The following is a 26,175-nucleotide window of genomic DNA, read 5'->3' on the forward strand; positions in this document are numbered from 1 at the left end:
GGGATTGTGCCTGGCATGAGCGCCGTTGCAAATGCCGTAGAAGTTACGGAAGAAAACCTGCCCAAGCTTCTTGAAAAACTATTCCGTGAGCGGCCAGAACTGGTCATGGATGTGTTGCGCAGGCAAAGCGAGTCTGTGCTTGATATTGCTCAGCAGGGGTCAAATCTGCGCCGCCAGCACAGCCTTGAGGCCCAGTGGGCGCAAGACATGAAGGTGACCAAAACGGTTAAAACTGAAGGCCGTCCGGTTATGGGTGCGTCCAAGGCCAAAGTGCGCATTGTGGCCTTTTCTGATTTTACCTGCCACTTCTGCCAGCAAGCATCCAAAACTGTGGACGCCATTTTGCAGGAATACGGCAAGGACGTGAGCCTTGTTTTTAAAAACATGCCTCTGGACGACAAAGGCCCGGCCAACATTGCTTCGGCATATTTTGTAGCCATATCGCAGCAGAGCGAAGAAAAGGCCTGGCAGTTCTATAAAGCACTCTTTGCAGACAGGGATAAACTCATTGCCGAGGGTGAAGCCTTCTTGAAAAAGACTGCTGAAGGCCTCAATGTGGACATGAAGCGCCTTGCCAAGGATGTGCACAGCAAAAAGGTTACGGACATCATCGCTGAAGATCAGATGGATGCCCAGAAGCTCGGTATTGAGGGAACCCCGTACTTCCTCGTGAACAACCTGGTGGTTCGCGGAGCCCTGCCGCTTGATCTCTTTAAGAGTGCCGTTGATATGGCGCTGAAAAACAGCAAGTAGCACATGATAATCCTGCCAGCCCGTGAATCCGATTTGCCGCAGATTTTGGCCCTGCAAAAGGCTGCGTTTGAAAGCGAAGCGAGGTTGGTAAAAAATTGGGATATCCCGCCTCTCACGCAAACGCTTGAGAATCTGGTGGAGGAACGGCGCACTGGCGTCGTACTCAAGGCATTGGATGGGCAAACGCTGGTGGGAACGGTCAGGGCGCACCTTGCAGAAGACACCTCCCACATTGCCCGCCTTGCCGTCCTGCCGCAATGGCAGGGCAGGGGATACGGTTCTGCACTGATGACGGCAATTTTGTCCGCAACAAAGGCCGCCCGGTATGAACTCTTCACCAGCGCAAAGAGCGAACGTAATTTGCGGTTATACGAAAAGTTCGGGTTCGTTCCGTATAAAAAGGCACAAACCGCAAACGGGGTTGAACTGGTCTGGCTGGAGAAAATCAGCAAGCTCGGTAGTGAGCGACACGCCTCAAAGTGATGTTCTGGCGGAGTGTTCCGCAAGCAAAAAAGGCCGCGCAATTGCGCGGCCTTTCTCATGTTCATTGGAAAAAATTATTCTGATTGTCCTGATCCACCGCGATTGCGGATAACCTTGGTCATCCATGAGCGCAACTGATCAAGGTCGGCTTGTTGCGTTTTTTCCGACGAATCAAGCAGAACACGCAAGTTTGCAACCTCCTGGCGCAGAAGCCCAACCTCTGGCGTATTGTTGTCACCTGGGGCAGGGAGCCGCTGCACAACAAGTTGCAGCAGATGGGCAATCCCCTCAATGGCGTTTGTCTGGCGCTCCAGAATTTGGAGAGCAACTGAGGGGAAATAGTCATTGCTTGAGGGAATTTCAGCAATGGCTGTGGAAGAATCAGCATCCGCAACAGCAACGGCATTTCGCGGAAAGCGCGCGTTAAGCGCATCTTCAACAGCAGCTGCCGTGCGGGATTTTTGCATCTGCTCAAGCACAGCCGCAATGACATCCAGTGTTTCGCGCCGATAGCGGCGTCTGCGGCCATCGCCAACACTGGGAATAAAATGGGCAAACCGTTTGCAGTAATAGCGGGTGGTGGATTCTGGCAAGGAAAAATGGCGCGAAATATCCGCAATACTCAACAGGCTTTCAGCAACTACAGCCTTGCGAGCCATGTCTCCTCCCGCGCCGGGCAAAGGACGCCTGAAACACGCTACGAGGCGCGTCACCCGGCAATTTGAATCGGATAAAAGGAGTGGGCAGAAACGGAAATCAGCAACAAAGTGATTCCGATGTAATTCTTTTGGAAATACTCCAAACAAAATTTAATAGCAAGTCAGCAAACAGAAAAGGCGGTACAGACTATGCCGTTACCGCCAATAAAATAAACAATTGCGTGATTACGCGGTGGCGCTGCTGCTGATCAGTACACCACCCGCCTTACCGCGATTAGTTTGTTGCGCCAGTAGGGTACATCAAGGCTCTCAACCCTCACATTTTCCCCGCGCCTGGGGCTGTGGATAAAGGAATTGCTGCCAGCATAGATGCCTGTGTGCAGGCCTCTGGGGCCGGAGCCTGTGCGGAACACCAAAATGTCGCCCTGGCGAGCCGCCGTGAGCGGAATCTGTTGCCCTGTGTGCGCCTGATCAGATGTTATGCGCGGTACTTTTACGCCGTTTTGCTTATATGCCCACCAGATCAAACCGGAGCAGTCAAAGCCCTTTTGTGGTGACGCTCCGCCAGGTCTGTATTTTGTGCCCATTTGCGTGTAGGCCGTTTTAACTACTTTGCGCGCAGATTCTGGGGCAGGGCCGCCATCAGGAGCTGACCTGAAAGCTCCGCAACCTGTCAGAAGTACGGCGCAAGCCAAGAACAGCGCAAAATTGCGCCATCGTCGCCAAGTGTTTGAGTGCATTGCTGCTTCCATGCTGCAACCTGCTGTATTTGCAAATAAATTTGCAATAGTCAAAAATATAACACGCTATGTGCTGCATAGGATTAAGCAATTTGTGTGCCTGTTTATGCCGAATCTTCTGATTTTCAGGTTTTCGAGAATAAACTTGGAGATACCGTAATGATTTCAAAGAGTCACTGTCACTAACAGCGCGCAATAAAAAAGCAAGGCTCCGGTATGGAGCCTTGCTTAAGTGGGGGCAGAGGCCCGCATGAGCGGGCCTCGACATTCAATACGAGTTACTGGGCAGGCTTTGCCTCAGAAGTGATCCTTGTCTGATTGTCCCAAACCTGATCAGCCTTGGGCAAGGTGGGCAGCAGCTTGGTCCAGGGGTTCTTCTTGAGGAATTCGGGGTCCTGCTGGAGCTTGCGGCTCATTTCCAGAATGGGCGGCACGGTTTCCTTGATATCCTTGGAAAGCGCTTCAGCAATGCCAAAATCCGTGGCCTTGGTGGCAAGATCAACGGCCTTCTGGCTGCATTCCATAGAGGTCATGAGTGTATCAAGCGTCTTGGCGGGGTTGTGGAAGCCAACGCTGTTTTCCGCAGAAACGTAATCCCAGAACAACTGGCCCTTGCGCACCATTTCGCGCGCTTCAGTCATCAGAGCGTCGTAATCGGCGGCGCGCTTGCCTTCGTAGGCATTGGCAAGACGAACGGCTTCATGTGCCTTGACCGAGATTTCCTGCGCTTTCAGCAGTTGGTCAAAGGCCTTCTTCTGGGTGTATTCCACGCGGCCGCGCAGGTAATCGGCGGTCTTGTCGGCGTGGCACTGGCGGCAGGCGCGCAGTTCAGGATCCTTGAGGGGCGAGGTCATCCAGTGACTGGAAACCTTTTTGCCGCCTTCACGCATGTAGGGCATGTGGCAGTCGGCGCAGGCAACGCCAGCAGCGCCGTGGGGGCCGTCCTGGAACATCTCATAGTCAGGATGCTGCATCTTGATCATGCCGACCTTGGAGGCCGCGTGCGTCCAGTCAACAAAAGGCCCGGGCTTGCCATCGGCGCCCTTGGGGCCGTGCCCTTTGTAGTACTGATACATGTCTTCGGGGTTAAAGCCGTTGTCCCAGGGGAACACAGGCTTGGCGGCGGGGCCATTGTCCTTGTGGGTAAAGTAGTATTCCACGTGGCACTGGGCGCATACGAGGCTGCGTTTCTGATTGCGAGAAAGCTTGGCCCAGTCTTGGCCGCTGCGCTTCAACCAGTCCTTGAGCGGCTCGGAGTAAGGGCGCAGTTCCATGGTCACAGGATCGTGACAGTTGGCGCAACCAATGGTTTCATCCATCTCGTTGATCTTGTCTTTGCTGCGGAATTCGTTGACGTCTTTTGACCAGAAAGCATCGCCGTACTGCTTGACCCATTCCATCATCTTGGGGGTTTTGCAGTTCCAGCAGGTGGCGGGCAGGCCGCCCTTGCCGTCGGCGGCAAAGCGGTTGATACGGTCAATGTTGAGAAAATCTTCAATGGCGTAGGTGTGTCCCCGCGCTTCATTGTATTCGTACATGAAGGGATAACCCAGCCACAGATTTTTGAGATAGGGCTGGGCATGCTTGAAGCCCTTGGGCAGGGGATTGACGTTGTCGTTCTTGTGGTAGGCGATGGAACCCTTGTATTCGGTCATAACCGAGGATTCGTTGTTCTTCATGTACGAGGCGTACTGCTGCGGAAAATCTTTCTGGAAAGCAGAAATACGGGTTTCGCTTTCAGGAATGGAAGTTTTGTACTTGGGGGGCTTAAGGTCTGTGGAGACATCCTGACAGCCCGCAAGCAAAGCTATGCCAAGCAGGGCCGCCACTCCCAGGGCCTTGTGTATGTTGCTCTTAGTCATTGGCTACCGTCCTTGTGCTTATAGGCATCATGCGCATGTGGGCCATACCCTTGTGGCAATCCACGCAGTAGGGCTTAGCGTCCATGCTGGCCACATTGACATTGGTCTGACTATGGCAGGCCATGCAGTTGGCATTGACCACATCCTTGGTGCGAACGCTCAAAGGACGCGGAATGTCGTGGCCTGAAACATTGCCGATAAAGTCACGCAGACCTTCCTGGGCCTTGAACGGCAGCTTGGCCAGCAGATTATGCGGGGCATGGCACTCATTGCAGGAAAGCTTGGCGTGTGATCCCATTTTTTGGGTCACGGCAGCTTCCTGCATTATGTGACAACTGGCGCAAAAAGGTCGCTGGTCAGTTGTCGTCATGGCGTACGCAAGCACACCCAAAAGCACCATTCCCGCCGCAACGCCGCCCAACAGCACCTTAAGCCATGGTCCATTGCGGGGTGTTCCCATAGAGCCTCCTTAACTCGCTCCTTGTGTGCCGCCCCCATGGCGGCATCCCTCTTAAGAAAACAAAAAACGTACCAAAACCGGCAAATTAAATAAAAAAATAATTAGTAGATAAATAGGCTAATTGCATGAAATCAGAACAAAATAAGTGATTCCGGTCACAGAAAAATTCAGAAAAAAAAGACAGATTCAGAAATAAATGACAACTCCACCGGAAGGGTGAGCGATGCTGCGCGAATCATTAGTAAAGTCGAAAAAGATGCCGTGGTTGGTACTTGTTGCCAGTTTGGCCTGGCTTGGACTTACTGGCTTTCTTTACAGCCAGGCAGTGCAGGTCAATGCTGAGCATAGCCTTGCGTTGGAGCATACACGACTTTCAACCATGGCGCAGCAATTAATGGACGCAAGAAACTGGAATGCCGCGCATGGCGGCGTATATGTTGAAAAAAGCGATTACGGCCAGCCAAACCCATGGTTGCCAGAATCGGAACGCACAGTAGCCACACAGGATGGGCGCACCCTTGTTCTGGTCAACCCCGCATACATGAGCCGTCAGCTGGCGGAGCGCAGTTCGCGCGAAGGGGTGACCATCAGCGTGATAAGCAGTGCGCCGCTACGGCCGGAAAACATGGCGGATGTGTGGGAAAAGTCAGCACTTGCCCGCTGTGCGGAAGAAACCCCCGAAGTGTTTACAGCTCCCCAGTCCGGCAATGGCCAAAGCTTGCGCCTGCTGAGCGTGCTTATGGCTCAGCAAAGTTGTTTGCGGTGCCATGTGAACAAAAAAGTGGGGGAAGTGCTTGGTGGCATCAGCGTGAGCCAGGACGCAAGCTCATTCCACAGAGGGCTGGAAAGGCAACGCTACAACATGCGCTTGTTGTATGGCCTGCTTGCGTTTACTGGGGTGCTTGCCATCGGCGGCCTGACCTTCAATCTTACGCACCGGCGCTGGCTGGCAGAGGAAGCCAGTCGTATGAAAAGTTCGTTTATGGGGCACCTCAGTCACGACATGCGCACGCCGCTAACAGCCATTGTGGGAATGAGCGAATTGGCCCAGCGTACTGACCTGCCTGAAAAGGAACGCAAAAAAGCCTTGGGCTATCTTGCGCAAGCCGCAGAGGCCCTGCGGGAAATGGTAGGCGACATAACAGACCACGCAGCACTGGAGCAGGGAACTCCCACGCTTGAAGCCTTGCCCTTTGACCTGCGGGAGTGCCTCGCAAGCTGTGTGAACTTGTACAGGCCCATTGCCGACAGTAAGGGGCTTTCCCTGACGCTTGGCCTGGATGAAAAATTACCGCAATGCGCAGTGGGCGACAGCTTTCGGCTGCGGCAGGCCTTGGGCAACATTGTCAGCAATGCGGTCAAATTTACAGAGGCAGGTTCTGTTCGCATTTACGCCACGGCGCTTGAAAGCACCAGTGAACATCTGAAGCTGGCGATTTCTGTCACTGATACTGGCCCCGGCATGTCGCAGGAAGATCAGGCCAGGGTGTTTGAGAGTTTTCAGCGGGGGAGCGATACCGCCCGCACTCCGGGAACCGGCCTCGGCCTGAATATTGCCCGCACTCTTGCAAGGCTCATGGGCGGAGATGTGAATCTGGCTTCCCGTACAGGGCAGGGGGCCTGCTTCACGCTCCACGTGCGGCTCTTGCAGTGTGCGCAACCCGAACAGGCTACAAGCATAGAGAATGTGCCCAAGTTAGATGTAGCCAAGTCTGAGGCGCAGGATAGCGCAACGCATTTACTGGCTCGCAAAAAGGTACTGGTGGCGGAAGACACCGCATCCATTGCCTATGCCATGCAGCATATGCTGCGAGGCATGGGGGCAGAACCCGTGGTGGCTGAAACTGGTGAAAAGGCGCTGGAACAGCTGCGGGATCCGCACCAAGGGCATTGGGATTTGCTTGTGCTCGACAGTCGGTTGCCCGGCATTGATGGGCTGGAAGTGCTGCGCGCTTTGCGGAACGGCGATACTTTGTCCCCGGCAAAAACTCTCGCCGTCGTCTATACTGCAACAACAAGCGACACATTCCTGCGTCAATGTGAAGCGCTAGGCGCGGATGGCGTGTTTTTAAAACCCTTGAGTTTTGAACAATTGCGCCATGAACTGGAAAAACTGGTGACAGCAAAGTCGGGAGAAAAGTCGACAGATTGCCCAGGCAAGCCCCAAAATGTCACCCAGGAAAAAAGCGCAATAGCAAACATGCCTGAAACCGCCGTGACTGAGCATCAATATGCTGAAATACAATGCAAAGCTGAGATCTGGAACCGCAATGCCGCACTCGAGGCGCTGGATGGCGATGAAGACGTGCTGAAAAGCCTTGCCAACGTATTGGAACATGAACTTCATGAGCGTCTGCAAGCCTTGGATGCCGCCATTGCAACGGGTGATTTTGAGCAACTGCGGCGCACAGCCCATGCCTGCAAAAACTCGGCAGGCGTCATGCGGCTTGACCATCTGCGCGTTGTAGCAACGGCGACAGAAAGTGCGGAATCAGGAGCGATTGCAGAAGAAGCACAAAAATTACGCTCCGCAATGCAGGAAGCCGTTCAGGCGCTGACAGCAGATGTGGAGCAAGGCAAGACCGCGTAGCGCACATGCGCGCAGCTGGAGTTGCTGGCCAGCGCGGTAAAACGTGCAGGCAGAAAAATCGGTAGAAGCAGGATCGCAGGGGGAACAAGCTGATGGCCAAAGTGCTCGTGGTGGACGATGAAGGGCTGATGCGCACAATGGTGCAGGTGGTCTGCAACCGCATGGGGCATGAAACCCTGCTGGCCGCCTCCATTCAGGAGGCACTGCGTATGGTCAACGAGCCTGTGGATGTTGTGCTGCTGGACGTATGGCTCCCGGACGGTAACGGGCTTGAATATCAGGCCGATTTTGCACATTTGCCGGGCGCGCCGGATGTAGTTGTCATCACTGGCAACGGCGATGGCGACAATGCCGAGGCAGCCTTGCGCTCCGGAGCATGGGAATTCCTCACCAAGCCATTGCAGATGCGTGATATTGAACAGTGTTTGCGGCAAATTCTGCAATTCAGGCAAAACCGTACCCCGGTATCAGAAGCTCTTGTTGTGGACAGCGGGCATATCCTTGGCAGCGGCCCCGGCATGAGCCGCGCGCTGAAGCTGCTGGCGCAGGCCGCAAAAAGCGAAGTAAATGTACTTTTGCTGGGTGAAACCGGGGTAGGCAAGGAACTCTTTGCCCGGGCGCTCTTTCGCAACAGTGCAAGGGCAGCCAGGCCATTTATAACGGTTGACTGCGCCTCTCTGCCAGAAACACTGGTGGAGAGCCATTTGTTCGGGCATAGCCGTGGCGCGTTCACTGGTGCGGACAGGGCGCGCGAGGGGCTGCTGCTTGCGGCAGACAAAGGTACGCTGTTTCTGGATGAAGTTGGCGATCTGCCCCAGCCCATGCAAGGGGTATTTTTGCGCGCACTGGAGCAGCGACGTTTTCGCCCTGTGGGCGAGGTGCGTGAGGTCAGCAGCGATTTCAGGCTGGTTGCTGCCACCAACAAAAATCTGGAACACATGGCCAAGGAAAACAGCTTTCGGGCAGATCTGCTCTACAGGCTGCAAGGCCTCACCATTATAATTCCGCCATTGCGCGAGAGGCTTGATGAAATCCCCGCGCTGGTGCGACAGGCCATTGCGCGTTTTTGTCTGGGCAGTGACCAGCCGGAAAAAACTCTTTCCAATGAGGCTCTGGATGTGCTGCTGGAGTACACCTGGCCCGGCAATGTGCGTGAACTGATCCATTGCCTTGAGCGGGCGTGTCTTACGGCGGGTAAAAGTGATCTGATCCTGCCTGCGCATCTTCCCACGCGCATGCGTGTGGACTCCGTGCGGCGTCGCATGGGGCAGGGAACCGTGCCGCCGGTCAAAGAGAATGGTGGGTTACACGGGAGTGGCAGCGCGGGAATAACTGCGGTCGAAAATGGTTTTTTAGTCAATGATACGATGGAGCAAAAACCGCCCAGCCTGCGTGAATGGAAATCGCAGGCTGAAAAAGCCTACGTGCGGCAGGTCTGGGACATGTGCTCGGAAGACGTGCGAAAAGCCTCGGAAGTGGCAGGTATTTCGCGCGGGCACTGGTATGAGCTGATGAAAAAAAACGGCCTGTAGCAAGGACTTCAGACAGGTCGAGCAAAAAAACGCGGTAAACAGCCAGGGATGCTTGCGTCAGAAAATAAAAGGAGCTATAGGCGAGAAAAATCGGCATTGAAAGGCAATGTTAGAGCTTATGAACAAGAGTCCCATTACTGTCAGAGGGTATGTTGCGGCAGTGCCGCGTTCTGTGGATGCGCGCCAGGCCCGTGTCGCTGTTGTGCAGGATGATGTGGAATACCGCATTGTGCCGCGCGGCGCCGGGGTTGACCTGGATGACGAAGTCAGCGTGCCCGTGGAAGTTTCAGGCATCATGGAAGAAGCGGACGGAGTGGCGTACCTCATCGTGCGCGGTTATAAGGTGCTTGAAGACGACTCCTGGCTGGAAGAATAAGCGGCTTTATTGCGTCACGTTGTGATGCACTCTTGAGCAGTTTTGCCGGGTATGGCGTTTGTCAGGCCGGACAGCCTGTTGCGCCCTTGTTTCCAGACCGTTCAAGTACAGGGGCAAGCGCGGTGCAATGCCCCTGTGCCCGATATGACCCGTTAAATCGCCCCTCTCTGCCTCAGGCCGAAATCAATCCCGCAAATGCACAAGCGCCAATGGCGCTTTTTTTGTTCTTCATCCCGCTGCTGAACGCGTGGGAGGGGCAGGGGATCAGAGCAGGCTGATCTGCTTTTGTTCCTTGCGGGTGCGCGTTGCCAGGGTGCTGTGCCGGCAGAATTCACAAATCTGGCCCATGAAGGGCGAGGGCTGCAAACGCAGGGTGCGGCCATAAAGAGTGCGCTGCGCGCAATGACTGAGAAAAAGTGCCCGCGCCGCACGCGTCAGACCTACGTACAGCAGACGGCGTTCCTCGGCCTCGTTGTCCTCGCTTTGGGTGCTGCTGGTGGCGGCATCCGCGGCAGGGAACAAAAGTTCACGGCGCAAAGGTAAAAGGCCGTCTTCAAGCCCCGGCAGAAAAACAGCCTGAAATTCAAGCCCCTTTGAAGCGTGCAAAGTCAGAATCTGCACACTCTCGGCCTTGGCGCGCACAAGCTCGGTTTCCTGAAGCCAGGCCAACTGCTCAAAAAAGCCCGTCCAGTGGCCGCTCTGGTGCCACAGACGGCACAGTTCGCGCCAAGGGCGGCTGCCGGTAAAGACTTCTCCAGCCCAGGGCTGTTCCGCAAGCCAGGGGAGCATGCGCTCCGGCGTAGGCAGGCTCTCTGCCGATGCCCAGCTTTGCGGCACTGCGCCCTGTCGCTCCTGCTCCTCAGTGGGCATTTGCGCAAAACCGCAATGAGAGCCAAGCAATCCCAGCAGGCGCGCGCATGTGGCGTCCTGCCAGAATCCATCTTGCGAGGGCGCGGCGCATGGTATCCCCGCCTGTTCAAGGGCAGCCCGCAAGGGGGGAATTTGCGCTTTCAGGCGAACAAGAACCGCAATGTCGCCCGGTGCCAGTGCTCCGGCCAGACCGTGCAGGTCGTCCCCCTTGCTGTGATCCAGCAGGGTGTGGGCCGTAGCGCCCAACAGATGTCGAACACGCTCGGCTACCCAGCGGGCCTCTGTGCGCTCATCGGGTGCGGAAAAGAGCCGCAGCTCAGCCGTGAGCGATTGCGCGGCCAGCAACGGGCCGCACTGCCCCTTGTGGAGCAGGAGGCTGCGAGCCATGTCCAGCACGCTCTGGCTGGAACGGAAGCTCTGCCCAAGGCGGAAGACGTTCAGCCCCGGCCAGCAGGCGCGCAGGCTAATCTCGCTTTGGCCCGTAACGCCACGGAAGCCGTAAATAGCCTGATCCGGGTCGCCAATGCCGAAAAATCCATGACCATCTGCAGGCAGCAAGGCGCGAACAATGGCAAGCTGCACAGCCGAAAGATCCTGTACTTCATCTACCAGCACGTGCTGCGGGCGCTCATTTTCGGGCAGGGTGCGGGCGTGCTCCAGCCACCAGTCCAGAAGGTCGGCGTAGTCCACATAACGCTGCCCCATATTCTTGCGCGCAGCGTAGTTGGCAGCAGCTCGGGCCAGAGGGCTTTGAGCAGGCTCCTGGGCAAGAACACCACCCTCACGCGCCAGCGCAAGGGCATCCCACAGTTTGCGCGCATCGCGCTTTTCTAGTTCCGGATTCGCCAGATAAAACAGATTGAGCGCGGCATCCTCGCCAAGCAGCAGGGGAAGATTGTCGGCGCTGGCGGCGCGCAGGGCCGCCCAGGCCATGCCGTGCAGCGTATCGCACTGCGGTAGCGCAGCTTGCGAGGTACCCTCAAAGGCCTTGGCCAGTCTCTCTCGCAGTTCATCCGCAGCGCGCCGCGTAAAGGTGACGGCCAGCACCCTGCGCATGTCCGCGGCCTGTTCCACAAGCCATTGCAAACGGCCCACCAGAACGCGGGTTTTGCCCGCGCCAGGGCCAGCCAGCACCAGCACTGGCGCTGGGCCCGCTGCAAGCGCCGTCTGCTGCTCGTCAGAATAGGCAAAGGCCTGCGCAGGTGTGTCAGTTTTAGCTGCGGATTTTACCGCAGAAAAATTGCTTGTGGCTCCTGTGGTGGTATCACCCGCAAGGAGGAGGCTGGCGCGGCGCACCCGCACGGATGCGGGCTGTGCGGCAGTTGCCTGCGCATTCGCAGCCTCTGGCGGATCAGCCTTTTTGCGTCCCCGCTTGGCAGGAGCCTTTACGCCCGGCAGGGTGCCGCGCGCATCGGCCAGTTCCTCTGGGGAGAAAACGCGCACAGTGCCGTATTCGCCGTCATAGCCGCCTTCGCGGTAGACCTGACCGCGCCGCATGCGGGCCACAGCTTCGCCCAGCGGCTCCCAGTGAGCGCGGATGTCTGCTTCCGGCAGGCTGCAAAGGATATCCAGCTCCGGCCCCAGTTCGCGCAGCAGGCTGCTGTAACGTTCCTGCACCCGGCGCGATGCCGGGCCAACGCCGAGGATTTCACCCACGACTTCGGCCAGCGGAATCAGTGGGCGCACTTCCGGTTCGCGCGGGAGTTCCGGCGTGGTTTCCCTGTCTGCCAGTTCCAGCACCCGGTGCAGTACGCCGACAGTGAGCGGCTTGCCGCAGACCGGGCAGATATTGTTAAGGGCCAGCGATTCTTTAGGTTCCAGCACCACGTTGCAAGCGCGGTGCCCGTCAAGGTGGTATTTGCCTTCATCAGGATAGAATTCCATGGTGCCGAGAAAGCGGCAGTCCAGATTGCTCTGGTCTTCTCGCCGGGCAGAGGCGCGCAGGGCCGCGAACATGCCCGCATAGCTGGGGCGGCCCGCAAACAGATTGGCCTCGCGCCCAAGGTTGGCCCCGGAATGCGCGTCTGAATTGGACACAAGGGCGTAGCCGTCAAGCCTGCTGATCAGGCGGTTCATGGCAGGGTCGGACGAAAGGCCCGTTTCCAGCGCAAAGATATGCTCCGAAAGATCGCCGTAGCAGTCTTCCAACCTGTCAAAGCCTGATTTGGAGCCGAAAAGCGCAAACCAGGGCGTCCACACATGGGCGGGAATCATCACCGAACCGGGCGCGCATTCCAGCATGATTTCAAGCAGGTCGCGCGAGTCCAGCCCCAGAATGGGGCGGCCATCGGCATTGAGGTTGCCGATCTGCGCCAGCCGCAACGAAAGGCGCTCTGCATCCTCAAGGGTGGGCACAAACACAAGGTTGTGCACCTTGCGCACCTTGCCGCCTCGTTTATATATGGAGCTGATTTCCGTCTGCAGCAAAAACAGCGGAGCGGTGGATTCCTGCAAGCCCGGGCCAGCCTTGGCATCCATGAACTCAAGCGTTTCCGGCTCAACCGCCAGCTTATAGAGGCCCGTGTGTTCGTCCAGCACGAGCTGCTCCGCCAGTTCCGCCCGCCACTGGGGGTGCGTAAAATCCCCGGTGCCCAGTACGTTGATACCTTTGCAGCGCGCCCAGGCCGCTAGATGGCGAGGATTGAGAGCCTTGCTTGTAGCGCGCGAGAAACGGGAATGGATGTGCAGATCAGCTATAAAATTCATAATTCACCCTGTGGGGATGGAATCTGTGCGGGATTGATCACGGTAAAGCCTGCGTCAGGCCAACCAGGGGCAGAAGCGTAAGGCCTGTGCAGACCACCGAGGCCCGCCCTTGCCGCAACCCATGACTCCACTACTGGTTTCAGGGCTGCCATTGACGGATGCCCCGGTGTGCAGCGTCAGCGGCGCTTCAATCACGGTTTCGTGTGCGGCATTCTTGCGGGCCAGCGCGAGAATCCGCAAAGCGGGTTTTGTCCTGTGCGTCCGTACGGGCAGCAGGAGGCGCAGGCCAAGGCCCGCATCGTTCAAGGCCGTGCACAATTGCGGCAAGGCCGAGGCATCATAGATGCAGCAAAAACAGCCCTGGTGCCGCAGCAGAGCTGCCGCAGCTCGGCAGAATAGCTGGAGCACGTATTCCCGATTTTCCTCGCCCTGTGCGCCACGCAGTGCCCGTTCGCGCATATGGCGGGGCGAGGGCCTCCCGGCTACTCCATAGGGCGGGTTTGCCAGAACCAGATCAAACTTTCCGGCATGGCTGACTCTTGTTGCGTCTGCCTGCTCTGCCAAGAGCTTTTTGTCGGCCAGATCAGCTTCGGCAAAGCGCAGCCTGTCTGTCAAGCCAAGGCCCACGGCATTGGCAGCGGCGGCCCGCACAAGCGGCGCTTCCCTGTCCAGCCCCAGCCCGGTAATGCCAGGGCAACGCAAGGCCAGCCCCAGCAGGGCAGCCCCGCAGCCGCAGCCAAGTTCTGCTGCTGTCAGATGCACCTGACGTGGCGCGTTCAGGCTTTCCACGTGCCGGGCGGCAAAGGCAGCCAGCAGGAGCGCGTCCGCGCCAAAGCGCAGACTGCCCTCCGGCTGCTCCAGCCCGCGTGGAAAAAGCTGTCGGGCGCTGTAAGATGGTTCATCCGTGTGCATTGGGGCTTCCTGCGCCGGAAAAAGGCCGCCGACAGAACATGGTTTCTGACGGCGGCCCGCAAGTATGTGTCAGGATGCTGCGAATGCGGTCAGCCCCCCCCGATGTTTGGGGAGACATGCCTGCTACAGCAGATCCCCTTCCCAGTTGAACAGGCTCTTGCGCCGCATTTCAGGCACAGAGGCCGGCGGATTTTCCTGCATGTGCGCAAAGAAACCGTATCCCGCCGAGAGCAGTTCCTGCCTTTTGGCGGTGATATCCAAGGGCCAGCCGGGATAAATCCAGATGTTGCCGCCGTACTGCCGCGCCCAGAATGGTTCGCCCATGGGGCTGAGGAATGGCTCGTTGGGTTTGACGCCCAACATGCCGAAACGGCTGATGCCCACGGGCCAGTAACCGGAAAGCACCACGCCAAGCGGCAGGGGGCTTTGCGCGGGCAGGGCCAGCATGTCCTCCCGCGCCAGTTCAGGGCTTACAAACGCGCCCGAAAATCCCATACTGGCAAGTATGCCAAGGGCCGAGGCATTGGCCGCGTTACAGAAAGGCCCGGCTAACAGGTCGGCGTTTTCTTCAAGCTGTTCGGGGAACAATCCGCGCTGCCACGGAGCGTTGCACACAAAATGTCGCGCGCCGTCACGCCACAGCCGCCCGATGGAGCGCCGGATGGTTTCTTCTTCGTCAGGCCAGATAACCGGCGGCAGCCACCAGCACATGCGCGGAGCAACCGTGCGCGAAAGATCGGCGCTGCGTGCCGAAAGCCAGAGGGCCTGCAACTGGCTGCGGCCGGTGCGTGTCTCCTTGCCATGGGGCACGCTCGAGCGCACGTACATGTCGGGCCGGGTTTTGGCCTTGATGGGCTTGGGCAGACGCGGATCGCTTTCCACGGCCTTGCTGGGGCGGGAGGGCATGGCCTCAAGGCGCGCCTGCCAGCTTTTGATGATGCGCATAAGCTCGGGTTCGCGCCGGTCTATAAGAAAAACGGGCGTACCAGCCTTGGGCGTCTTGTGCTTGGGCAGGCGCAGGGTAAGGCTGCCGCCCTTGGGAATACGCCGGGTTACGGGCATGGTGGCATGCCAGCGCTCGTCTTCAACGCCCACGCGCAGGTAATCCTGCGGCAGTAGTTCAAAGAAGGGCTTGAGCGTTATGCCGCCTTCTGGTTCAATGCGAATTTTGCCCGCCAGCAGGCCGGAACTGGTCTGACCGTCCGGCATTGTGGGGATGGTATGGTCCTTCTGCGGCAAAAAGCGCGCGCGGGATGAGGGTCGCCCCAGCGACATCTGCAAAATTTCTTCCGCAGCCTTGCGGGCCTGCGCATCACCGGGGTTGTCACGCAGCATGCGGTAGGCCGTGACCACGTGGTACACGTAGTGCGGACCTTTCTTGCGGCCTTCGATCTTCCACGACACAAGGTGGGGGATATTCAGCAGGGTTTTTGCCAGCACATCCAGCGAAAGGTCGAGGCAGGAGAACCAGCGCCCGTTGTGCTCCTTGCCGCGTATCTGCCCGCGTGAGCTTGGGCGGCGGGGCGCGTCAAAAGATTCGTTGCGGCGGTCGTCGGCCTTGCCACGCCCATCACGCCCGGTGCGGTTTTTGCGGGCAATGTCCATGCGCGACTGTTCCTGGCGCATGCGGTCCTGTTCCTCACGTTCCGCATTGCGCACAAGGGCAATGGCCGCAGGGCCGCCCTGGCGGTACACGCGGCGGCAAGGCTGTACGCAGCGGCCACGCAGGCCGCTTTTGCCGCCCATGTAGCTCGACCAGTAGCAACGGCCCGAAACGCAGTAGCAGAGCGCGCCGTGAACAAAACATTCAAGGTCAAGGCCTTCGGGGCAGGCCTCGCCCATGGTGCGGATTTCATCAATGGAAAGCTCGCGCGGCAGGATAACGCGGTTGGCGCCGAGTTTCTTGGCCTGCACAAGGCTTTCCGGATGGGTGAGGTTGGCAAGGGTGGAAAGATAAAGCCCGCCCTCAAAACCAGCCTGGCGCGCCAGATCCAGCATGGCCAGATCCTGCACGATAAGCCCGTCGGGCCTGACCTGACGGGCAAGGCGCGCCGCCAGCCGATAGGCCTGTGCTGGCTCGTTGGGCTTGACCAGGGTATTCATGGCCACGTAAACGCGGGCGTTTTCCGCATGGGCAAGGTCTGTCAGGCGCGAAAGTTCCGTCAGGCCAAAGTTTTCTGCCTGCATGCGGGCAGAAAAATGTTTGAGGCCCAGATAGATGGCGTCTGCCCCGGCGGCAAGAGCGGCCAGGAATGAAGGCGCGTCGCCCGCCGGAGCCAGAATTTCGGGCCGGGCGGGCGTGGGGGCGGATATGCTCAGATGATCCGCAGATGTGGAGAAAGTGTCGTTCATATTTTATAATACTCTTTGTACCAGGCCACAAAGCGGGCTATACCCTCGCTGAGAGGCGTGGAAGGGGCAAAGCCGGTGGCGGCGGTGAGGTCGTCAATATTGGCCCAGGTGGATTCAACATCGCCCGGTTGCATGGGCAGAAGTTCCTTGCGGGCCTTCATGCCAAGGGCGTCTTCAAGGGTGCTGATGAAATCGTTGAGTTCCACCGTATTGTTGTTGCCTATGTTGTAGATGCGCCAGGGTGCGGAGCTGCTGGCGGGGTTGGGATTTGCGGGGTCAAAGTCCGGGTCGGGCTGCGGGGCCAGCGGCAGCAAACGCACCACGCCCTCGATGATGTCGTCGATATAGGTAAAATCGCGGCGCATGCGCCCCTCGTTGAACACTTTGATGGGTTCGCCGCGCACAATGGCGGTGGTGAACAGGTGCAGGGCCATATCCGGCCTGCCCCAGGGGCCGTATACCGTAAAGAAGCGCAATCCCGTGCAGGGAATGCGGAACAGATGGCTGTAGGAATGGGCCATCAGTTCGTTGCTTTTCTTGGTGGCGGCGTACAGGCTGACCGGGTGGTCAACATTATGGTGCACACTGTAGGGCCGTGCGGTATTCATGCCATACACGGAAGAAGACGAGGCAAAAAGCAGATGCCCCACCTTGTTCTGGCGGCAACCTTCAAGAATATGCCCAAAGCCCAGCAGGTTGGCATTGAGGTACGATTCCGGGTTCTGGAGGCTGTAGCGCACGCCAGCCTGCGCCGCAAGGTTGACCACATGGGTAAATCCTTCGCGGGCAAACAGGGCGGTCATTGCCGGGCCATCGGCCATGTCCAAAAGTTCAAAGCGGAAGCGCTGCGCCTCCGGCATGGCGGCAAGTTGGGCCAGACGGTCTTTTTTTAGTTGCACATCGTAATAGTCGTTGCAATTATCAACGCCCACCACGCTGTGCCCATCGGCCAGAAGCCGTTGGGAAAGATGGTATCCAATAAAGCCCGCTGCGCCTGTTACCAGAACATGCATGAGAACCTCCCAGTGTGCATGCAGGCAAAGTAAGCCAGATGCGCGTTCTGGGCAAGAGCGGCGCGAAACGGTGAAATCCTTGTTTCGGGGTATGGGGGCTTGCGGGAAAAAGCGCCGCATCGTATGTTTTGGGGACCGAGGTAACGAATGCAGAAAGCAGAGAATAAAGGATCCGAAGCGCAAGGCAAGTCCGCATCTTCTGCGGATAAAGGCCGCCGTCAGGATCGCGCCGCCTGGTACGCTGGCCCGTACAAGGACGCGCTTATATATCTTATGGTCGCCATCTTTTTTGTAGAGATGATTGTCGGCGGCATTTCTTTTTTTTACGGCGTCATGCATGCCGCGCCGGATGTTCCCAGCGGCCCGCCGCTGGCGCGTTTCCCCTGGCTTGGCTGGGCCGTGGCCGCGGTGCTCGCCCCTGTGGGGCTGATGCTCATTGTGCACCTTTCCGGCACCTGGGTTTCGCGCTATCTGGGGCGCGAGGACAGCATGCAGGGCGGGCAGGGAGCAGGGCAGGCGGCGGACGATGAGCAGGTTCCTGAACGGCTGCGCCGTTTCTATGCCATAATCCGCAATGCGCCCACGGTGGTTTTGCTGCTGGGCATCATGCTGCTGGGTGCGGGATTGTTTTTTGTGGACGGGGCTTTCTCTGCCCTGATGCGCCTTGGCGGCGCGCTGGCAGAATATATCCCCTGGATTGCGGGCAGTCTGGCCGCACTTATTGCCGTGTGCTATCTGGTGCACCGCTGGTTTGTGTACCGGCATCACCGCATGCAGCAGGAATATGAATACCGACGCGAAGTGCTTGAGCGCACGGGCATCGTGCTGGTGGACAAGGGTTGCATACCCCTGCCGCAAAATGAGGTGCAGCGTCTGGCTCTTGGTGGGCATGTGGTGGAGGCGCAGGCCTTGCCCCCGGCCCTTGACGCCGAAGCTGCATCGGGTGATGGCGCAGCTAACGGGAATGGAGCAGCAGGGCATGATGACGATGTGACCGATGCGGAAATTATCAGCCCCGACACGGCAGCTTCGGCTGAAGATAAGGCTGACACGACCCCTGCGGACAGCGCAGCCAGTCCCGCTGACGCGTCAAAGCCCGTGGCCTCCGCAACCGATGAGGCTGAAAAGCCCCGCAAGCAAGGTTAATTGCTGATATGGCACCATATTGTTCAGCACGAATGCGGCGGAAGCATGAGCATACCCATACCAGGTAAACCTGTTCGAGGTTCCCGCAGCGGCGTGCCGCTCATGGCGCTGTTTGACCTGCTGGGCAAACGGTGGGCCATGGGCGTTATCTGGCAACTGCGCAAGGGCCCGGCCACATTCCGCGGCTTGCAGGAGGCCTGCGAATCCATATCCCCAGCGGTACTCAACAGCCGCTTGAAAGAACTGCGCGAGGCAAAACTCGTGTGCACCACCAATGACGGCTATGCTCTGACAGGCATGGGTGTGGAGTTGAGCCTTCTTCTGGAGCCATTTGGAGCCTGGGCCATTACCTGGGCTATGGAAGTGGCCCCGGAGGAGGCCGAACGCTGGAGCGAACTGCTCAGCAAAAGGCTCGCGTAGCCTCCTCCGGGGATTCCTGCATAATAGGGCCGCGACTATTGCTGCGCAGCCTTGATGGCCTTGAGCGTCCGGCCTCCCAGACCGATGGCATCGGTTGCGTATTCCTCAACAAATACCACAAACTTTTCCTGCGGAACGGACGTTGCCGCCACTGCGGCTGCGGTCAGGCCTTCAATCAGGTTCTTCTTCACTTCTTCCGTTGTGCTGTGCATGGCTATGGTGATGACGGGCATGATTTGCTCCTTGTCGTTTGATCTTGCGGCTTGCGCTCCGCATATTTTGCGAAACTGCAAGCAAAGGTAGTGTTCTTGCGCGCGCTATGGAATAAGTAGCGCGCTATGAAAAAAATAGCAAGAACTGCCCAAGGTCAAACCTGCAAAGACGGCAGCATGTGTCCGTGTGACTGATTTTTCAAGGTGTTGCCGCCAAAAGCTGATGGGCATTCCCTGAACGTGTTCATGTTCAGAGAATGCCCATTTTCAATAACCAGCTAGTATTCGGACTTTTGCTGAAAAAAAATCGCTACCCGGTGCTTTGTCTAAAGAGCCGCAACCTGCGTGAGGCCGCGCCGCGCAAGGGCTATGTCAGCCAGCGCGTTGATGCAGGCCGCCGCCACAGCGGAGCCGCCCTTACGGCCCAGCAAGGTAAAGTGGGGCCAGGGGCTTTGTCGCAGAAGTTCCTTTGACTGCGCCGCGTTCACAAAGCCCACAGGCATGCCCACTATGAGGGCAGGCGGCTGCGCGCCCTGCGCAAGCACGTCCAGAAGGCCCAGCAGGGCCGTGGGCGCGTTGCCGATGACCACAATGTTGCCGCCCATGTTCTGCGCAATGCTCTCAAGTCCGGCGCGGGAGCGTGTGGTGCCCCGGCTGGCGGCAAGCTCCGCAAGGCCGGGCAGTGCCATGAGAGGCGTCACTGTTACCCCCAGCGGATCAAGGCGGCGCATGGGCAGGCCAGCGGCGGCCATGCGGGTGTCGGTATACACGGTGCAGCCCGCGAGCAAGGCGGTCACGCCAGCTTCAAGGCCAAGGGCGCTCAGCCGCAGGTCGTCCACGATATCCGTATCGCCAAGGGTGTGGACACAGCGGCGGGCCACTTGCCAGAGCGGGCCATCAAAGGTTCGCGGTTCAGGAATTTCCGCATCTATGATGGCGAAAGAGCGGCTTTCGATTTCGGCTGGGGTGCAGGCCGGGTCAAGATCAACACTGATTTTGTCTGTGGGGTTGTGAACCATAAAATCCTCAGGGGCGTGTGTCTGAAAAGTAGGCGGCGCAAGTGCGCAGCCATGCGCGCCAGAAGCGGCGGGAGCCTTCGGGATAGCAGTGAAGCCATGATCCGGCGACAGATCCGAGGCGGCAGCCTTCGTCCCGTAAAAAACGGCCATGGCTGTCATAGAGCTTCCACAGGGGACGGCATGGAGTGGGCAGGGGTATTTCTTCTTCCTGCGCATAGTGAAATTCGTGTCCGCGCACCCACAGGGGACGGGCGGCAGGTCGTTTAAGCGCGGGCCAATCAGGCGCGGCTTGCGCGGCCCGGTAGCCCAGAGCAGCCTTGCTTGCGCCAAGTGCGCAGTTGCGCGGCAAGAGGCCGCTCATGGCGTGGTCTTGCCCTGCAATCTGCACGGACTGCATGAGATAGATATAGCCCCCGCACTCGCCGTACATGGGCATGCCCTGTGCAGCCAGCCCGTGGAGGGCTGCGCGCATGGCCGTGTTGGCCGCGAGCCGGGGGGCATGCAGTTCCGGGTAGCCGCCGGGAAAGTACAGGCCAGAACATTCGGCTGGCGGCGCGGCATCCCGCAGTGGAGAAAAAGCGACAACATGCGCCCCAAGATCGTGCAGCACGGCAGGCAGATCCGCATAACAAAAGCTGAAAGCCTCATCCCATGCTAGGCCCACAACAAGCCAGCGCTTGCGGTGGGGGCGGGGTGGGTGCTGCGTTTGTGCGTCTGAAAGGGGAAAAAATCTGTCCGACGGCGGTTCATGTGCCTCGGATAATCGCGCTTGCCGTGCAACTTCCGGCATTGCCGCCCCGGACTTGTCTGCATCGACTGCCCTTTGTGACGTCTGCACTCCCGCCAGTTTGAGCATGCGGTTCAGGTCGCAGTGTTGCTCAACCCATTGGGTCAGCGCTTGTCTGTCCACCGCAGGCAGGGCCTCGCGCGCTTCCACTAGCCCCAGATGGCGGGAGGGAAGTTCCGGTGCCCCCTGCCGGGGCAGCAGGCCCAAGAGGGGCACGCGAGCGCTCTTTGCCAAGGGCGTCAATGACTGGCGCAGCAGGTCGGCGTGGCGGGCGCTGCCCACATGGGTGCACACCATGCCAAGAAAACGGACAGGCAGGCCGCCAGCCCATGCGGGACGGTGATGCAGGAAGCCCTCTGCCAGCGCGGCAATGGACTGCCCCATACCGCCTGCGTTGAGTACCAGCAGCACAGGCAGACCCAGCAGGGAGGCCAGATGCGCAGTGCTGCCCGCGCCACGGTGCCCTCCGTCAAAGAGACCCATGGCCCCTTCCACCACCAGCAGGTCTGGCTTGGCGGAAGGATTTGTTCCGGCCTTTGCATCGTCCGCGTCCTCATGCTGGCAACAACTTGCGGACATGCGTTCAAAAACGCGTCCCAACCCTTTGGGGATGCGCCCAGCGGGCAGGGGGTGTTCAGCAGGGGACGGCGTGGCTTCCCGGCACATCCATGTGTCCAGATTGGCTGCGGGCTGGCCTGTCAGCGCCGCATGAAAGGCAGCATCAATATAGTCCGGCCCGGTCTTGGCCGCGCGGGCCATGAGCCCGCGAGCGTGCAGGGCGCAGAGCAGGGACAGGGTAAAGGTCGTTTTGCCCGCATTACTGCCCGTGCCGCCTATGACAAGGCCGGGTATGCTCGGCTGCGGCTTGAGCATGTTTGCGCTCCGTATGATGTCGGCAGGGATTGCCTTGCGGCAGATGCTGTCAGCGTTGTCGCAGGGCCTCGGCAATGATGGCCGCGTCTGCCTCTGGCCGGGCTTTGAGTTGCAGCTCGGGGTTACCTCCGGAGCAGGCAAAACCCTCTGGCCCCAGTTCCACAAAACCGGCGGAAACAACGCGGCTGTAAGGCAGCTGTTCGCGCATGTCGCTGTGGTCTACACGGCGCGGAAAGATGAAAGGCACTTCCTGACCAGAAAAGTCTTCAACGATGAGGTACTTCACAGGGGCCTCCTCAGCGCGCATCGGGCGCGGCGGGCTTGGCATTGCGGCGGTTTTGCAGATACTGCCGCACGGCCTTGTTGTGGTCATTGAGGTTGGTGGAAAAAACATGCTCGCCACCATCGAATTTCGCCACAAAGTACAGATAGTTGTGCGCCTCGGGGTGGACGGCTGCGGCAAGGGCCGCTGCGCCGAACGAGCAGATGGGGCCTGGCGTCAGGCCGGGGCGCTGATAGGTGTTGTATAAGTTATTGGGATCGTCCAGATCGCGGCGACGCAGGTTGCCGTCAAAGTTGGGTCCAAGGCCGTAAATCACTGTGGGGTCGGCCTGGAGCAGCATGCCCTTGTTGATGCGGTTCTGGTAGACCCCGGCCACGCGGGCGCGCTCTGCGTCAATGCCTGTTTCCTTTTCCACTATGGAAGCAAGGATAACCCATGTTTTGAGCTGTTCGGTCTGGCTCGGCCCCGGTTTTTTGCCGTCGGGCCATACGTTGGCGGTCTTGCGCCAGAAGTTGTCCACCATGCGCCCGGCAACGGCCTTGGCCTGCGCCAGATCGACAATGTCATTCTTTTTGAGCAGATATGTATCCGGCATCAAAAAGCCCTCAGCCGTGGCAAAGGGGATGCCGTAATGACGCAGAAAGTCCGGGTCGGTCACGACCTTGCGAAAGTCGTCAAAAACTACAAGTCCGGCCTCTTCAAGCACCTTGCCTGTCTGCCACCATGTGAGGCCTTCCGGCACGGTAACGCGGTACAGCACGGGGTGCCCGTTGACCAGCTCGTCCAGCACCTTTTCCGGCAGCCAGCCCGTATTGAGGGCGAATCTGCCAGCCTGGAGGCGGTTTTCCCATTTTTTATAGCGGGCCAGCAGGTCGAGCTTGCGGGCGTCGGTAACAACCCCCTGCTTGACCAGCCCTGCGCTTACCTGCGCCAGACGCGCCCCGGCTGGTACGTCAAAAAAGACATCGCGGCCTGGGGTTTCCGGTGCGGTGGTGAGGAAAGTGTGAGCCTCGTAAGCCAACCATCCTCCGCCTGCGAGGACCAGCAAAAGCAGCAGGCCCAGCGCGCGCAACAGTGTTTTCATGCGGGTCTCCGGTCTTGGGGCGCAAGCGAAAGAAAGGAAGAAAGAATGCGCACGGCGGCCTGCTGGTCAAGCACTGCCTTGCGTTTGCGCATTTCCAGACCGGCCTCGCGCAGGTCGGCCCAGGCTTCTTCGGAACTCAGCGCCTCAATCATAAAGAAAAAAGGCAGCGGCACCCGGCGCTTAAGGCGCTCGGTCACGTTGCGTATCTGGCGCGTGGTCATGGTTTCTTCCCCATCAAGGGTCAGGGGCAAACCTACCACCACCGCTTCTGCCCCGGCCTCGGCAATGCGCTCGGCAAGGGCGGCCAGAAAGGCCTTGCGGTCGGTAAAATCTTCAAGCCGCAAGGTAGCCAGCGGAAAGGCCAGCCGTCCTTCAGGGTCGGATGCGGCAAGGCCCGTGCGGGCCAGACCGTAATCAACGGCAACGAATTTCACTGCAAGCCTCGTTGTGTACGGCGCGTTTGCCAGCGGGTGCGGCCATCCCTAAGAAAATGCATTCTCAAAGGCAAGGTGGTCTAAATGATGCCCAGCAGCGACAGCAGGCCAAGGGCGCTGCCGCTGACCAGCGGACCAAGCACAAGCCCAAGCGCCCCGGTGAACAGCAACAACAAAAGAATGACAAATCCGTAACGCTCCACACTCAGGTAACGATATGCGGCGTTTGGGGGCAGAAAATAGGCCACAACCTTGCTGCCGTCCAGCGGAGGAATGGGCATCAGATTGAGCCAGCCCAGCCCGAAATTAATGATTACGCCCGTCTGGATGGTCTTGAGCGCAAAGACGTAACTTGTGCTGTCCATCCATTGTTGCGGTGGAAAAACATGCAGCACCGCCCACAGCAAAAGGCCAAAAAGCCCTGCCAGCAAAAAGTTTGTGAGCGGCCCGGCAAGGGCTACCAGCATCATGTCTTTTGCGGGATTGCGGAAGTAACGGGGATTGACTGGCACTGGCTTGGCCCAGCCGAACACAAAGGCCCCGGAAAGGCTTGTCAGCACAAAGGCCAAAAGGCCCATGGGGTCAATATGCGGCAGGGGGTTCAGGGTCAGCCGCCCCATGACTTTTGCGGTAGGGTCGCCGCAGCGAAAGGCCACCCATCCGTGGGCCACTTCGTGCAGAATGATGCCCAGGAGAGCGGGTACAGCGGCTACGGCCAGGGTGCTCAGCACCTGGGAAAGGTCTAGGTTCAGCATATGTTGCGGGTACCATTTTCCTCTTGGCGCGGCAAGGTCGGGCCTAGCCCGAGGAGGCTACCTTGCGCACCAGCAGATCGTCGTCAGGCCAGATGTGGCGGTCAGGCGTAAGCAGCTGACCGTTGCGGGCCACAAGGGCGGTTTCTTCAGCAAGGCCAAGGGCTGCAAGCAGCTGGCGCGAAGTCTTGGGCCGGGGCATGGAAAGGTATTTTTCTTCCGGCTGCACCAGTACGGTCACGCGCGCGCCCGTGTGTTCCGGCTTGACCACCTGAACGTGAGCGGTGTGCGCGGCGGGGGCTGCTGCGGCCTCGGTTGCCTGGGTATCGTTAGCCGGGGTGGCGGTGTCAGTCATGCAGTACTCCTACAGGTAGTCTTCGAGCAGCGCGCAGGTATGGCAAACCAGCGGCGCACAGGTTTTGATGAAAAGATTGTTCTGTTTGACAGCTGCCATGCCCTCGGGCGTGGTAATGTCATGCCCCAGAACGCCCCGGCACTGCAAACTGCCGTGAGCCTTGGCAAAAGCTTCGGTAAAGGCGTCGCGCCGGGCGTAGAAGGCCTCTTTCTGCGGGCGCGGGCATGGGCCGCTCGGGCCGTACATCATGCCTATGACCATGAGCGAGCCGGAAACGCAGCCGCATACCTCGGCCTTGCCCATGCCTGAGCCGAAGGCCGAGGCAATGCGCAGGGCTGTTTCTTCCGTCAGGCCAAGCCTGTCTGCAAAGTGGGCCAGCACCTGCTGCGCGCAGATAATGCCCATGTTAAAGTCTTCTTGCACTTCTTCAAGTTCAGGAGGGGTGCTCATGCTTTGTCCTTATGTGCAGAAGTAGTAAACGAGGGTTACAACGGTCATACTGGCGGCCCGCAGCCCCTGATTGGCGAGGATAAGCCGCATGGCCAGCGCCGGGCGGAAAAAGCCCGCATAGGATGGCAGCTGGTGCCGTATGGCCCGCATGGGTGTGGAAAGGATATTGCCCACCATGAGGGCCAGCACCACATCGCGCGGCGAAAGCCCGCCAGTTTGCAGCACGCTGCCCGCAGCGCCAAGAGCCGCGCCAAGCTCCGCTGCCAGGTGCAACACAATGATGCCCATGGCCTGCGGCTTTAAAAACGAGAGCCAGCCCATATGATCGGCCAGCCATGCTTCTGCCAGCGCAAAATAGCCGTAGCGCTGCATGCAGAACATAAGCACGTAAATGGGCGCCGTGAAGTACACCAGCTTGGGAAGACGCCGCAAAAAGCGCCGCCAGGCCTTGTTCAGGGCCTCGCGCCACGATGTGCCCGCCTGCTTGATGTTCTGACAGGCAATACAGCCCGGCGGTGGCGGCGGCAGCAGCCAGCGTGAAAGCACGACGGTAAAGCCCGTGCGTCCAGCGGCGGCGATAAAGGTAAGCCCCACGTACACCAGGGCAGGAGTGCCCAGTACCGGCCAGGTGAGCAGAAAAATGGTGGGCGTGTGCACAAGGTAGGCTGGCAGGCTGTTGAACAGGTTTGCCAGCATAAGCTCGTTGCTCGAAAGCTCGCCCAGATTATGGCTGTCAGAGAGCAGGCCATTGGCAGCGGCGGGGGACACAAAGGCCAGCGAAAAACTCGCGCCCGCGACTTCACGCAGATGGGCGGTCTGGGCCAGGGGCGCGGCAAGGCGGGCAAGATGGCGCGTCCAGCGCAGGGCCTCCAGCAGGTTTGCCACAAGCAGGCCCACCGCCAGCCCCAGCAGCAGACGCAGCAAGGGCCAGCCCAGGGAATGCCAGAGGCTTGCGAGTGTGAGTGCGGTATCTGGGGAGGTTGCTGTCATGCTGATGGGCTTGGCGCTGCCGGAAGCTGAAATGAGGAACAGTCAAGGATTTGCGCGCCCCT

The 26,175-nt window shown here is 58.9% G+C and carries 25 protein-coding genes; 7 read left to right on the forward strand and 18 right to left on the reverse strand.

What is annotated here, in order from left to right; translation table 11 throughout:
- The first annotated feature begins 15 nt into the window (after positions 1-15).
- Both RDK48_RS03620 and RDK48_RS03625 read left to right on the forward strand, forming a co-directional pair.
- Entirely contained in the window at positions 16-753 is a 738-nt protein-coding gene (locus tag RDK48_RS03620; protein ID WP_298997729.1) for a thioredoxin domain-containing protein, read from the forward strand.
- Positions 754-756: 3 nt separating this feature from the next.
- Complete coding sequence (locus tag RDK48_RS03625; RefSeq protein ID WP_298997726.1) at positions 757-1,236, forward strand: GNAT family N-acetyltransferase; 480 nt, start codon at positions 757-759, stop codon at positions 1,234-1,236.
- A 74-nt stretch (positions 1,237-1,310) separates the two neighbouring features.
- Here RDK48_RS03625 and RDK48_RS03630 read toward each other — a convergent pair whose 3' ends face one another.
- The 4 genes from RDK48_RS03630 to RDK48_RS03645 all read right to left on the reverse strand — a co-directional run bounded on the left by RDK48_RS03630 (position 1,311) and on the right by RDK48_RS03645 (position 4,957).
- Entirely contained in the window at positions 1,311-1,895 is a 585-nt protein-coding gene (locus RDK48_RS03630; RefSeq protein WP_298997723.1) for a MerR family transcriptional regulator, read from the reverse strand.
- A gap of 248 nt (positions 1,896-2,143) precedes the next feature.
- Positions 2,144-2,647 (reverse strand): NlpC/P60 family protein, encoded by a 504-nt coding sequence (locus tag RDK48_RS03635; RefSeq protein WP_308587799.1) that lies wholly within the window; start codon positions 2,645-2,647, stop codon positions 2,144-2,146.
- Between the two features lie 266 nt (positions 2,648-2,913).
- On the reverse strand, positions 2,914-4,497 hold the full coding sequence (locus RDK48_RS03640; protein WP_298997720.1) for an ammonia-forming cytochrome c nitrite reductase subunit c552: 1,584 nt from the start codon (positions 4,495-4,497) through the stop codon (positions 2,914-2,916).
- Positions 4,490-4,957, reverse strand: coding sequence for a NapC/NirT family cytochrome c (locus tag RDK48_RS03645; RefSeq protein ID WP_298997718.1), 468 nt, complete (start codon positions 4,955-4,957; stop codon positions 4,490-4,492). The genes RDK48_RS03640 and RDK48_RS03645 overlap by 8 nt, the downstream gene beginning before the upstream one ends.
- Before the next feature lie 394 nt (positions 4,958-5,351).
- Here RDK48_RS03645 and RDK48_RS03650 point away from each other — a divergent pair, with 394 nt between their 5' ends.
- The 3 genes from RDK48_RS03650 (at position 5,352) to RDK48_RS03660 (ending at position 9,455) form a co-directional block, all read left to right on the forward strand.
- Positions 5,352-7,547, forward strand: coding sequence for an ATP-binding protein (locus RDK48_RS03650; RefSeq protein ID WP_366125090.1), 2,196 nt, complete (start codon positions 5,352-5,354; stop codon positions 7,545-7,547).
- A gap of 92 nt (positions 7,548-7,639) precedes the next feature.
- Positions 7,640-9,079 (forward strand): sigma-54 dependent transcriptional regulator, encoded by a 1,440-nt coding sequence (locus RDK48_RS03655; protein WP_298997714.1) that lies wholly within the window; start codon positions 7,640-7,642, stop codon positions 9,077-9,079.
- Between the two features lie 118 nt (positions 9,080-9,197).
- A complete protein-coding gene (locus RDK48_RS03660) occupies positions 9,198-9,455 on the forward strand; it encodes a hypothetical protein (RefSeq protein ID WP_298997712.1) in 258 nt (85 codons plus the stop codon).
- A 264-nt stretch (positions 9,456-9,719) separates the two neighbouring features.
- Here the strand turns inward: RDK48_RS03660 and RDK48_RS03665 are convergent, their stop codons facing one another.
- From RDK48_RS03665 to RDK48_RS03680, 4 genes are all read right to left on the reverse strand, one after another.
- Positions 9,720-13,031, reverse strand: a complete 3,312-nt coding sequence (locus RDK48_RS03665) for a UvrD-helicase domain-containing protein (RefSeq protein WP_298997710.1) — start codon at positions 13,029-13,031, stop codon at positions 9,720-9,722.
- Between the two features lie 54 nt (positions 13,032-13,085).
- Complete coding sequence (locus tag RDK48_RS03670; protein ID WP_298997708.1) at positions 13,086-13,943, reverse strand: Eco57I restriction-modification methylase domain-containing protein; 858 nt, start codon at positions 13,941-13,943, stop codon at positions 13,086-13,088.
- Between the two features lie 123 nt (positions 13,944-14,066).
- Entirely contained in the window at positions 14,067-16,295 is a 2,229-nt protein-coding gene (locus tag RDK48_RS03675; RefSeq protein ID WP_298997706.1) for a peptidase U32 family protein, read from the reverse strand.
- The gene (locus RDK48_RS03680; protein ID WP_298997704.1) at positions 16,292-17,308 is read right to left on the reverse strand and encodes an NAD-dependent epimerase; all 1,017 of its coding nucleotides are present in this window, start codon (positions 17,306-17,308) and stop codon (positions 16,292-16,294) included. The genes RDK48_RS03675 and RDK48_RS03680 overlap by 4 nt, the downstream gene beginning before the upstream one ends.
- Positions 17,309-17,455: 147 nt before the next feature.
- On the opposite strand from RDK48_RS03680, the gene RDK48_RS03685 reads away from it, so the two are divergent.
- Both RDK48_RS03685 and RDK48_RS03690 read left to right on the forward strand, forming a co-directional pair.
- Positions 17,456-18,454, forward strand: coding sequence for a hypothetical protein (locus RDK48_RS03685; RefSeq protein ID WP_298997702.1), 999 nt, complete (start codon positions 17,456-17,458; stop codon positions 18,452-18,454).
- 45 nt (positions 18,455-18,499) lie between these two features.
- Entirely contained in the window at positions 18,500-18,874 is a 375-nt protein-coding gene (locus tag RDK48_RS03690) for a helix-turn-helix domain-containing protein (protein WP_298997700.1), read from the forward strand.
- Positions 18,875-18,909: 35 nt separating this feature from the next.
- Here RDK48_RS03690 and RDK48_RS03695 read toward each other — a convergent pair whose 3' ends face one another.
- From RDK48_RS03695 to RDK48_RS03740, 10 genes are all read right to left on the reverse strand, one after another.
- Positions 18,910-19,107 carry a tautomerase family protein gene (locus tag RDK48_RS03695; RefSeq protein WP_227118795.1) on the reverse strand — a complete coding sequence of 66 codons (198 nt, stop codon included), beginning with the start codon at positions 19,105-19,107 and terminating at the stop codon, positions 18,910-18,912.
- Between the two features lie 305 nt (positions 19,108-19,412).
- On the reverse strand, positions 19,413-20,105 hold the full coding sequence (locus RDK48_RS03700) for a precorrin-8X methylmutase (RefSeq protein ID WP_298997696.1): 693 nt from the start codon (positions 20,103-20,105) through the stop codon (positions 19,413-19,415).
- 7 nt (positions 20,106-20,112) lie between these two features.
- Complete coding sequence (locus tag RDK48_RS03705) at positions 20,113-21,765, reverse strand: cobyrinate a,c-diamide synthase (protein WP_298997694.1); 1,653 nt, start codon at positions 21,763-21,765, stop codon at positions 20,113-20,115.
- A 49-nt stretch (positions 21,766-21,814) separates the two neighbouring features.
- A complete protein-coding gene (locus RDK48_RS03710; RefSeq protein WP_022659006.1) occupies positions 21,815-22,051 on the reverse strand; it encodes a hypothetical protein in 237 nt (78 codons plus the stop codon).
- Between the two features lie 10 nt (positions 22,052-22,061).
- Positions 22,062-23,132 carry an endolytic transglycosylase MltG gene (mltG, locus tag RDK48_RS03715; RefSeq protein WP_298997692.1) on the reverse strand — a complete coding sequence of 357 codons (1,071 nt, stop codon included), beginning with the start codon at positions 23,130-23,132 and terminating at the stop codon, positions 22,062-22,064.
- A complete protein-coding gene (ruvX, locus tag RDK48_RS03720; protein WP_298997690.1) occupies positions 23,129-23,566 on the reverse strand; it encodes a Holliday junction resolvase RuvX in 438 nt (145 codons plus the stop codon). The genes mltG and ruvX overlap by 4 nt, the downstream gene beginning before the upstream one ends.
- Before the next feature lie 80 nt (positions 23,567-23,646).
- Complete coding sequence (locus RDK48_RS03725) at positions 23,647-24,321, reverse strand: site-2 protease family protein (RefSeq protein WP_298997688.1); 675 nt, start codon at positions 24,319-24,321, stop codon at positions 23,647-23,649.
- 43 nt (positions 24,322-24,364) lie between these two features.
- Positions 24,365-24,673 carry a hypothetical protein gene (locus tag RDK48_RS03730; protein ID WP_298997686.1) on the reverse strand — a complete coding sequence of 103 codons (309 nt, stop codon included), beginning with the start codon at positions 24,671-24,673 and terminating at the stop codon, positions 24,365-24,367.
- Between the two features lie 9 nt (positions 24,674-24,682).
- Complete coding sequence (locus RDK48_RS03735; RefSeq protein ID WP_298997684.1) at positions 24,683-25,123, reverse strand: C-GCAxxG-C-C family protein; 441 nt, start codon at positions 25,121-25,123, stop codon at positions 24,683-24,685.
- A gap of 9 nt (positions 25,124-25,132) precedes the next feature.
- On the reverse strand, positions 25,133-26,113 hold the full coding sequence (locus RDK48_RS03740) for a hypothetical protein (protein ID WP_298997682.1): 981 nt from the start codon (positions 26,111-26,113) through the stop codon (positions 25,133-25,135).
- Between the last annotated feature and the right edge of the window lie 62 nt (positions 26,114-26,175).

Source organism: uncultured Desulfovibrio sp., from assembly GCF_902477725.1.
In the GTDB taxonomy this organism is placed as follows: domain Bacteria; phylum Desulfobacterota; class Desulfovibrionia; order Desulfovibrionales; family Desulfovibrionaceae; genus Desulfovibrio.

Coding starts and splice junctions, on each gene's coding strand:
- RDK48_RS03735 (WP_298997684.1), bottom strand. CDS start 25,123: ATGAGCACCCCTCCTGAACTTGAAGAAGTGCAAGAAGACTTTAACATG.
- RDK48_RS03695 (WP_227118795.1), bottom strand. CDS start 19,107: ATGCCCGTCATCACCATAGCCATGCACAGCACAACGGAAGAAGTGAAG.
- RDK48_RS03645 (WP_298997718.1), bottom strand. CDS start 4,957: ATGGGAACACCCCGCAATGGACCATGGCTTAAGGTGCTGTTGGGCGGC.
- RDK48_RS03705 (WP_298997694.1), bottom strand. CDS start 21,765: ATGCTCAAGCCGCAGCCGAGCATACCCGGCCTTGTCATAGGCGGCACG.
- RDK48_RS03625 (WP_298997726.1), top strand. CDS start 757: ATGATAATCCTGCCAGCCCGTGAATCCGATTTGCCGCAGATTTTGGCC.
- RDK48_RS03675 (WP_298997706.1), bottom strand. CDS start 16,295: ATGAACGACACTTTCTCCACATCTGCGGATCATCTGAGCATATCCGCC.
- RDK48_RS03660 (WP_298997712.1), top strand. CDS start 9,198: ATGAACAAGAGTCCCATTACTGTCAGAGGGTATGTTGCGGCAGTGCCG.
- RDK48_RS03690 (WP_298997700.1), top strand. CDS start 18,500: ATGAGCATACCCATACCAGGTAAACCTGTTCGAGGTTCCCGCAGCGGC.
- RDK48_RS03630 (WP_298997723.1), bottom strand. CDS start 1,895: ATGGCTCGCAAGGCTGTAGTTGCTGAAAGCCTGTTGAGTATTGCGGAT.
- mltG (WP_298997692.1), bottom strand. CDS start 23,132: ATGAAAACACTGTTGCGCGCGCTGGGCCTGCTGCTTTTGCTGGTCCTC.
- RDK48_RS03665 (WP_298997710.1), bottom strand. CDS start 13,031: ATGAATTTTATAGCTGATCTGCACATCCATTCCCGTTTCTCGCGCGCT.
- RDK48_RS03740 (WP_298997682.1), bottom strand. CDS start 26,113: ATGACAGCAACCTCCCCAGATACCGCACTCACACTCGCAAGCCTCTGG.
- RDK48_RS03670 (WP_298997708.1), bottom strand. CDS start 13,943: ATGCACACGGATGAACCATCTTACAGCGCCCGACAGCTTTTTCCACGC.
- RDK48_RS03725 (WP_298997688.1), bottom strand. CDS start 24,321: ATGCTGAACCTAGACCTTTCCCAGGTGCTGAGCACCCTGGCCGTAGCC.
- RDK48_RS03635 (WP_308587799.1), bottom strand. CDS start 2,647: ATGGAAGCAGCAATGCACTCAAACACTTGGCGACGATGGCGCAATTTT.
- RDK48_RS03650 (WP_366125090.1), top strand. CDS start 5,352: ATGGACGCAAGAAACTGGAATGCCGCGCATGGCGGCGTATATGTTGAA.
- RDK48_RS03680 (WP_298997704.1), bottom strand. CDS start 17,308: ATGCATGTTCTGGTAACAGGCGCAGCGGGCTTTATTGGATACCATCTT.
- RDK48_RS03640 (WP_298997720.1), bottom strand. CDS start 4,497: ATGACTAAGAGCAACATACACAAGGCCCTGGGAGTGGCGGCCCTGCTT.
- RDK48_RS03620 (WP_298997729.1), top strand. CDS start 16: ATGAGCGCCGTTGCAAATGCCGTAGAAGTTACGGAAGAAAACCTGCCC.
- RDK48_RS03700 (WP_298997696.1), bottom strand. CDS start 20,105: ATGGTTCACAACCCCACAGACAAAATCAGTGTTGATCTTGACCCGGCC.
- RDK48_RS03685 (WP_298997702.1), top strand. CDS start 17,456: ATGCAGAAAGCAGAGAATAAAGGATCCGAAGCGCAAGGCAAGTCCGCA.
- RDK48_RS03655 (WP_298997714.1), top strand. CDS start 7,640: ATGGCCAAAGTGCTCGTGGTGGACGATGAAGGGCTGATGCGCACAATG.
- RDK48_RS03730 (WP_298997686.1), bottom strand. CDS start 24,673: ATGACTGACACCGCCACCCCGGCTAACGATACCCAGGCAACCGAGGCC.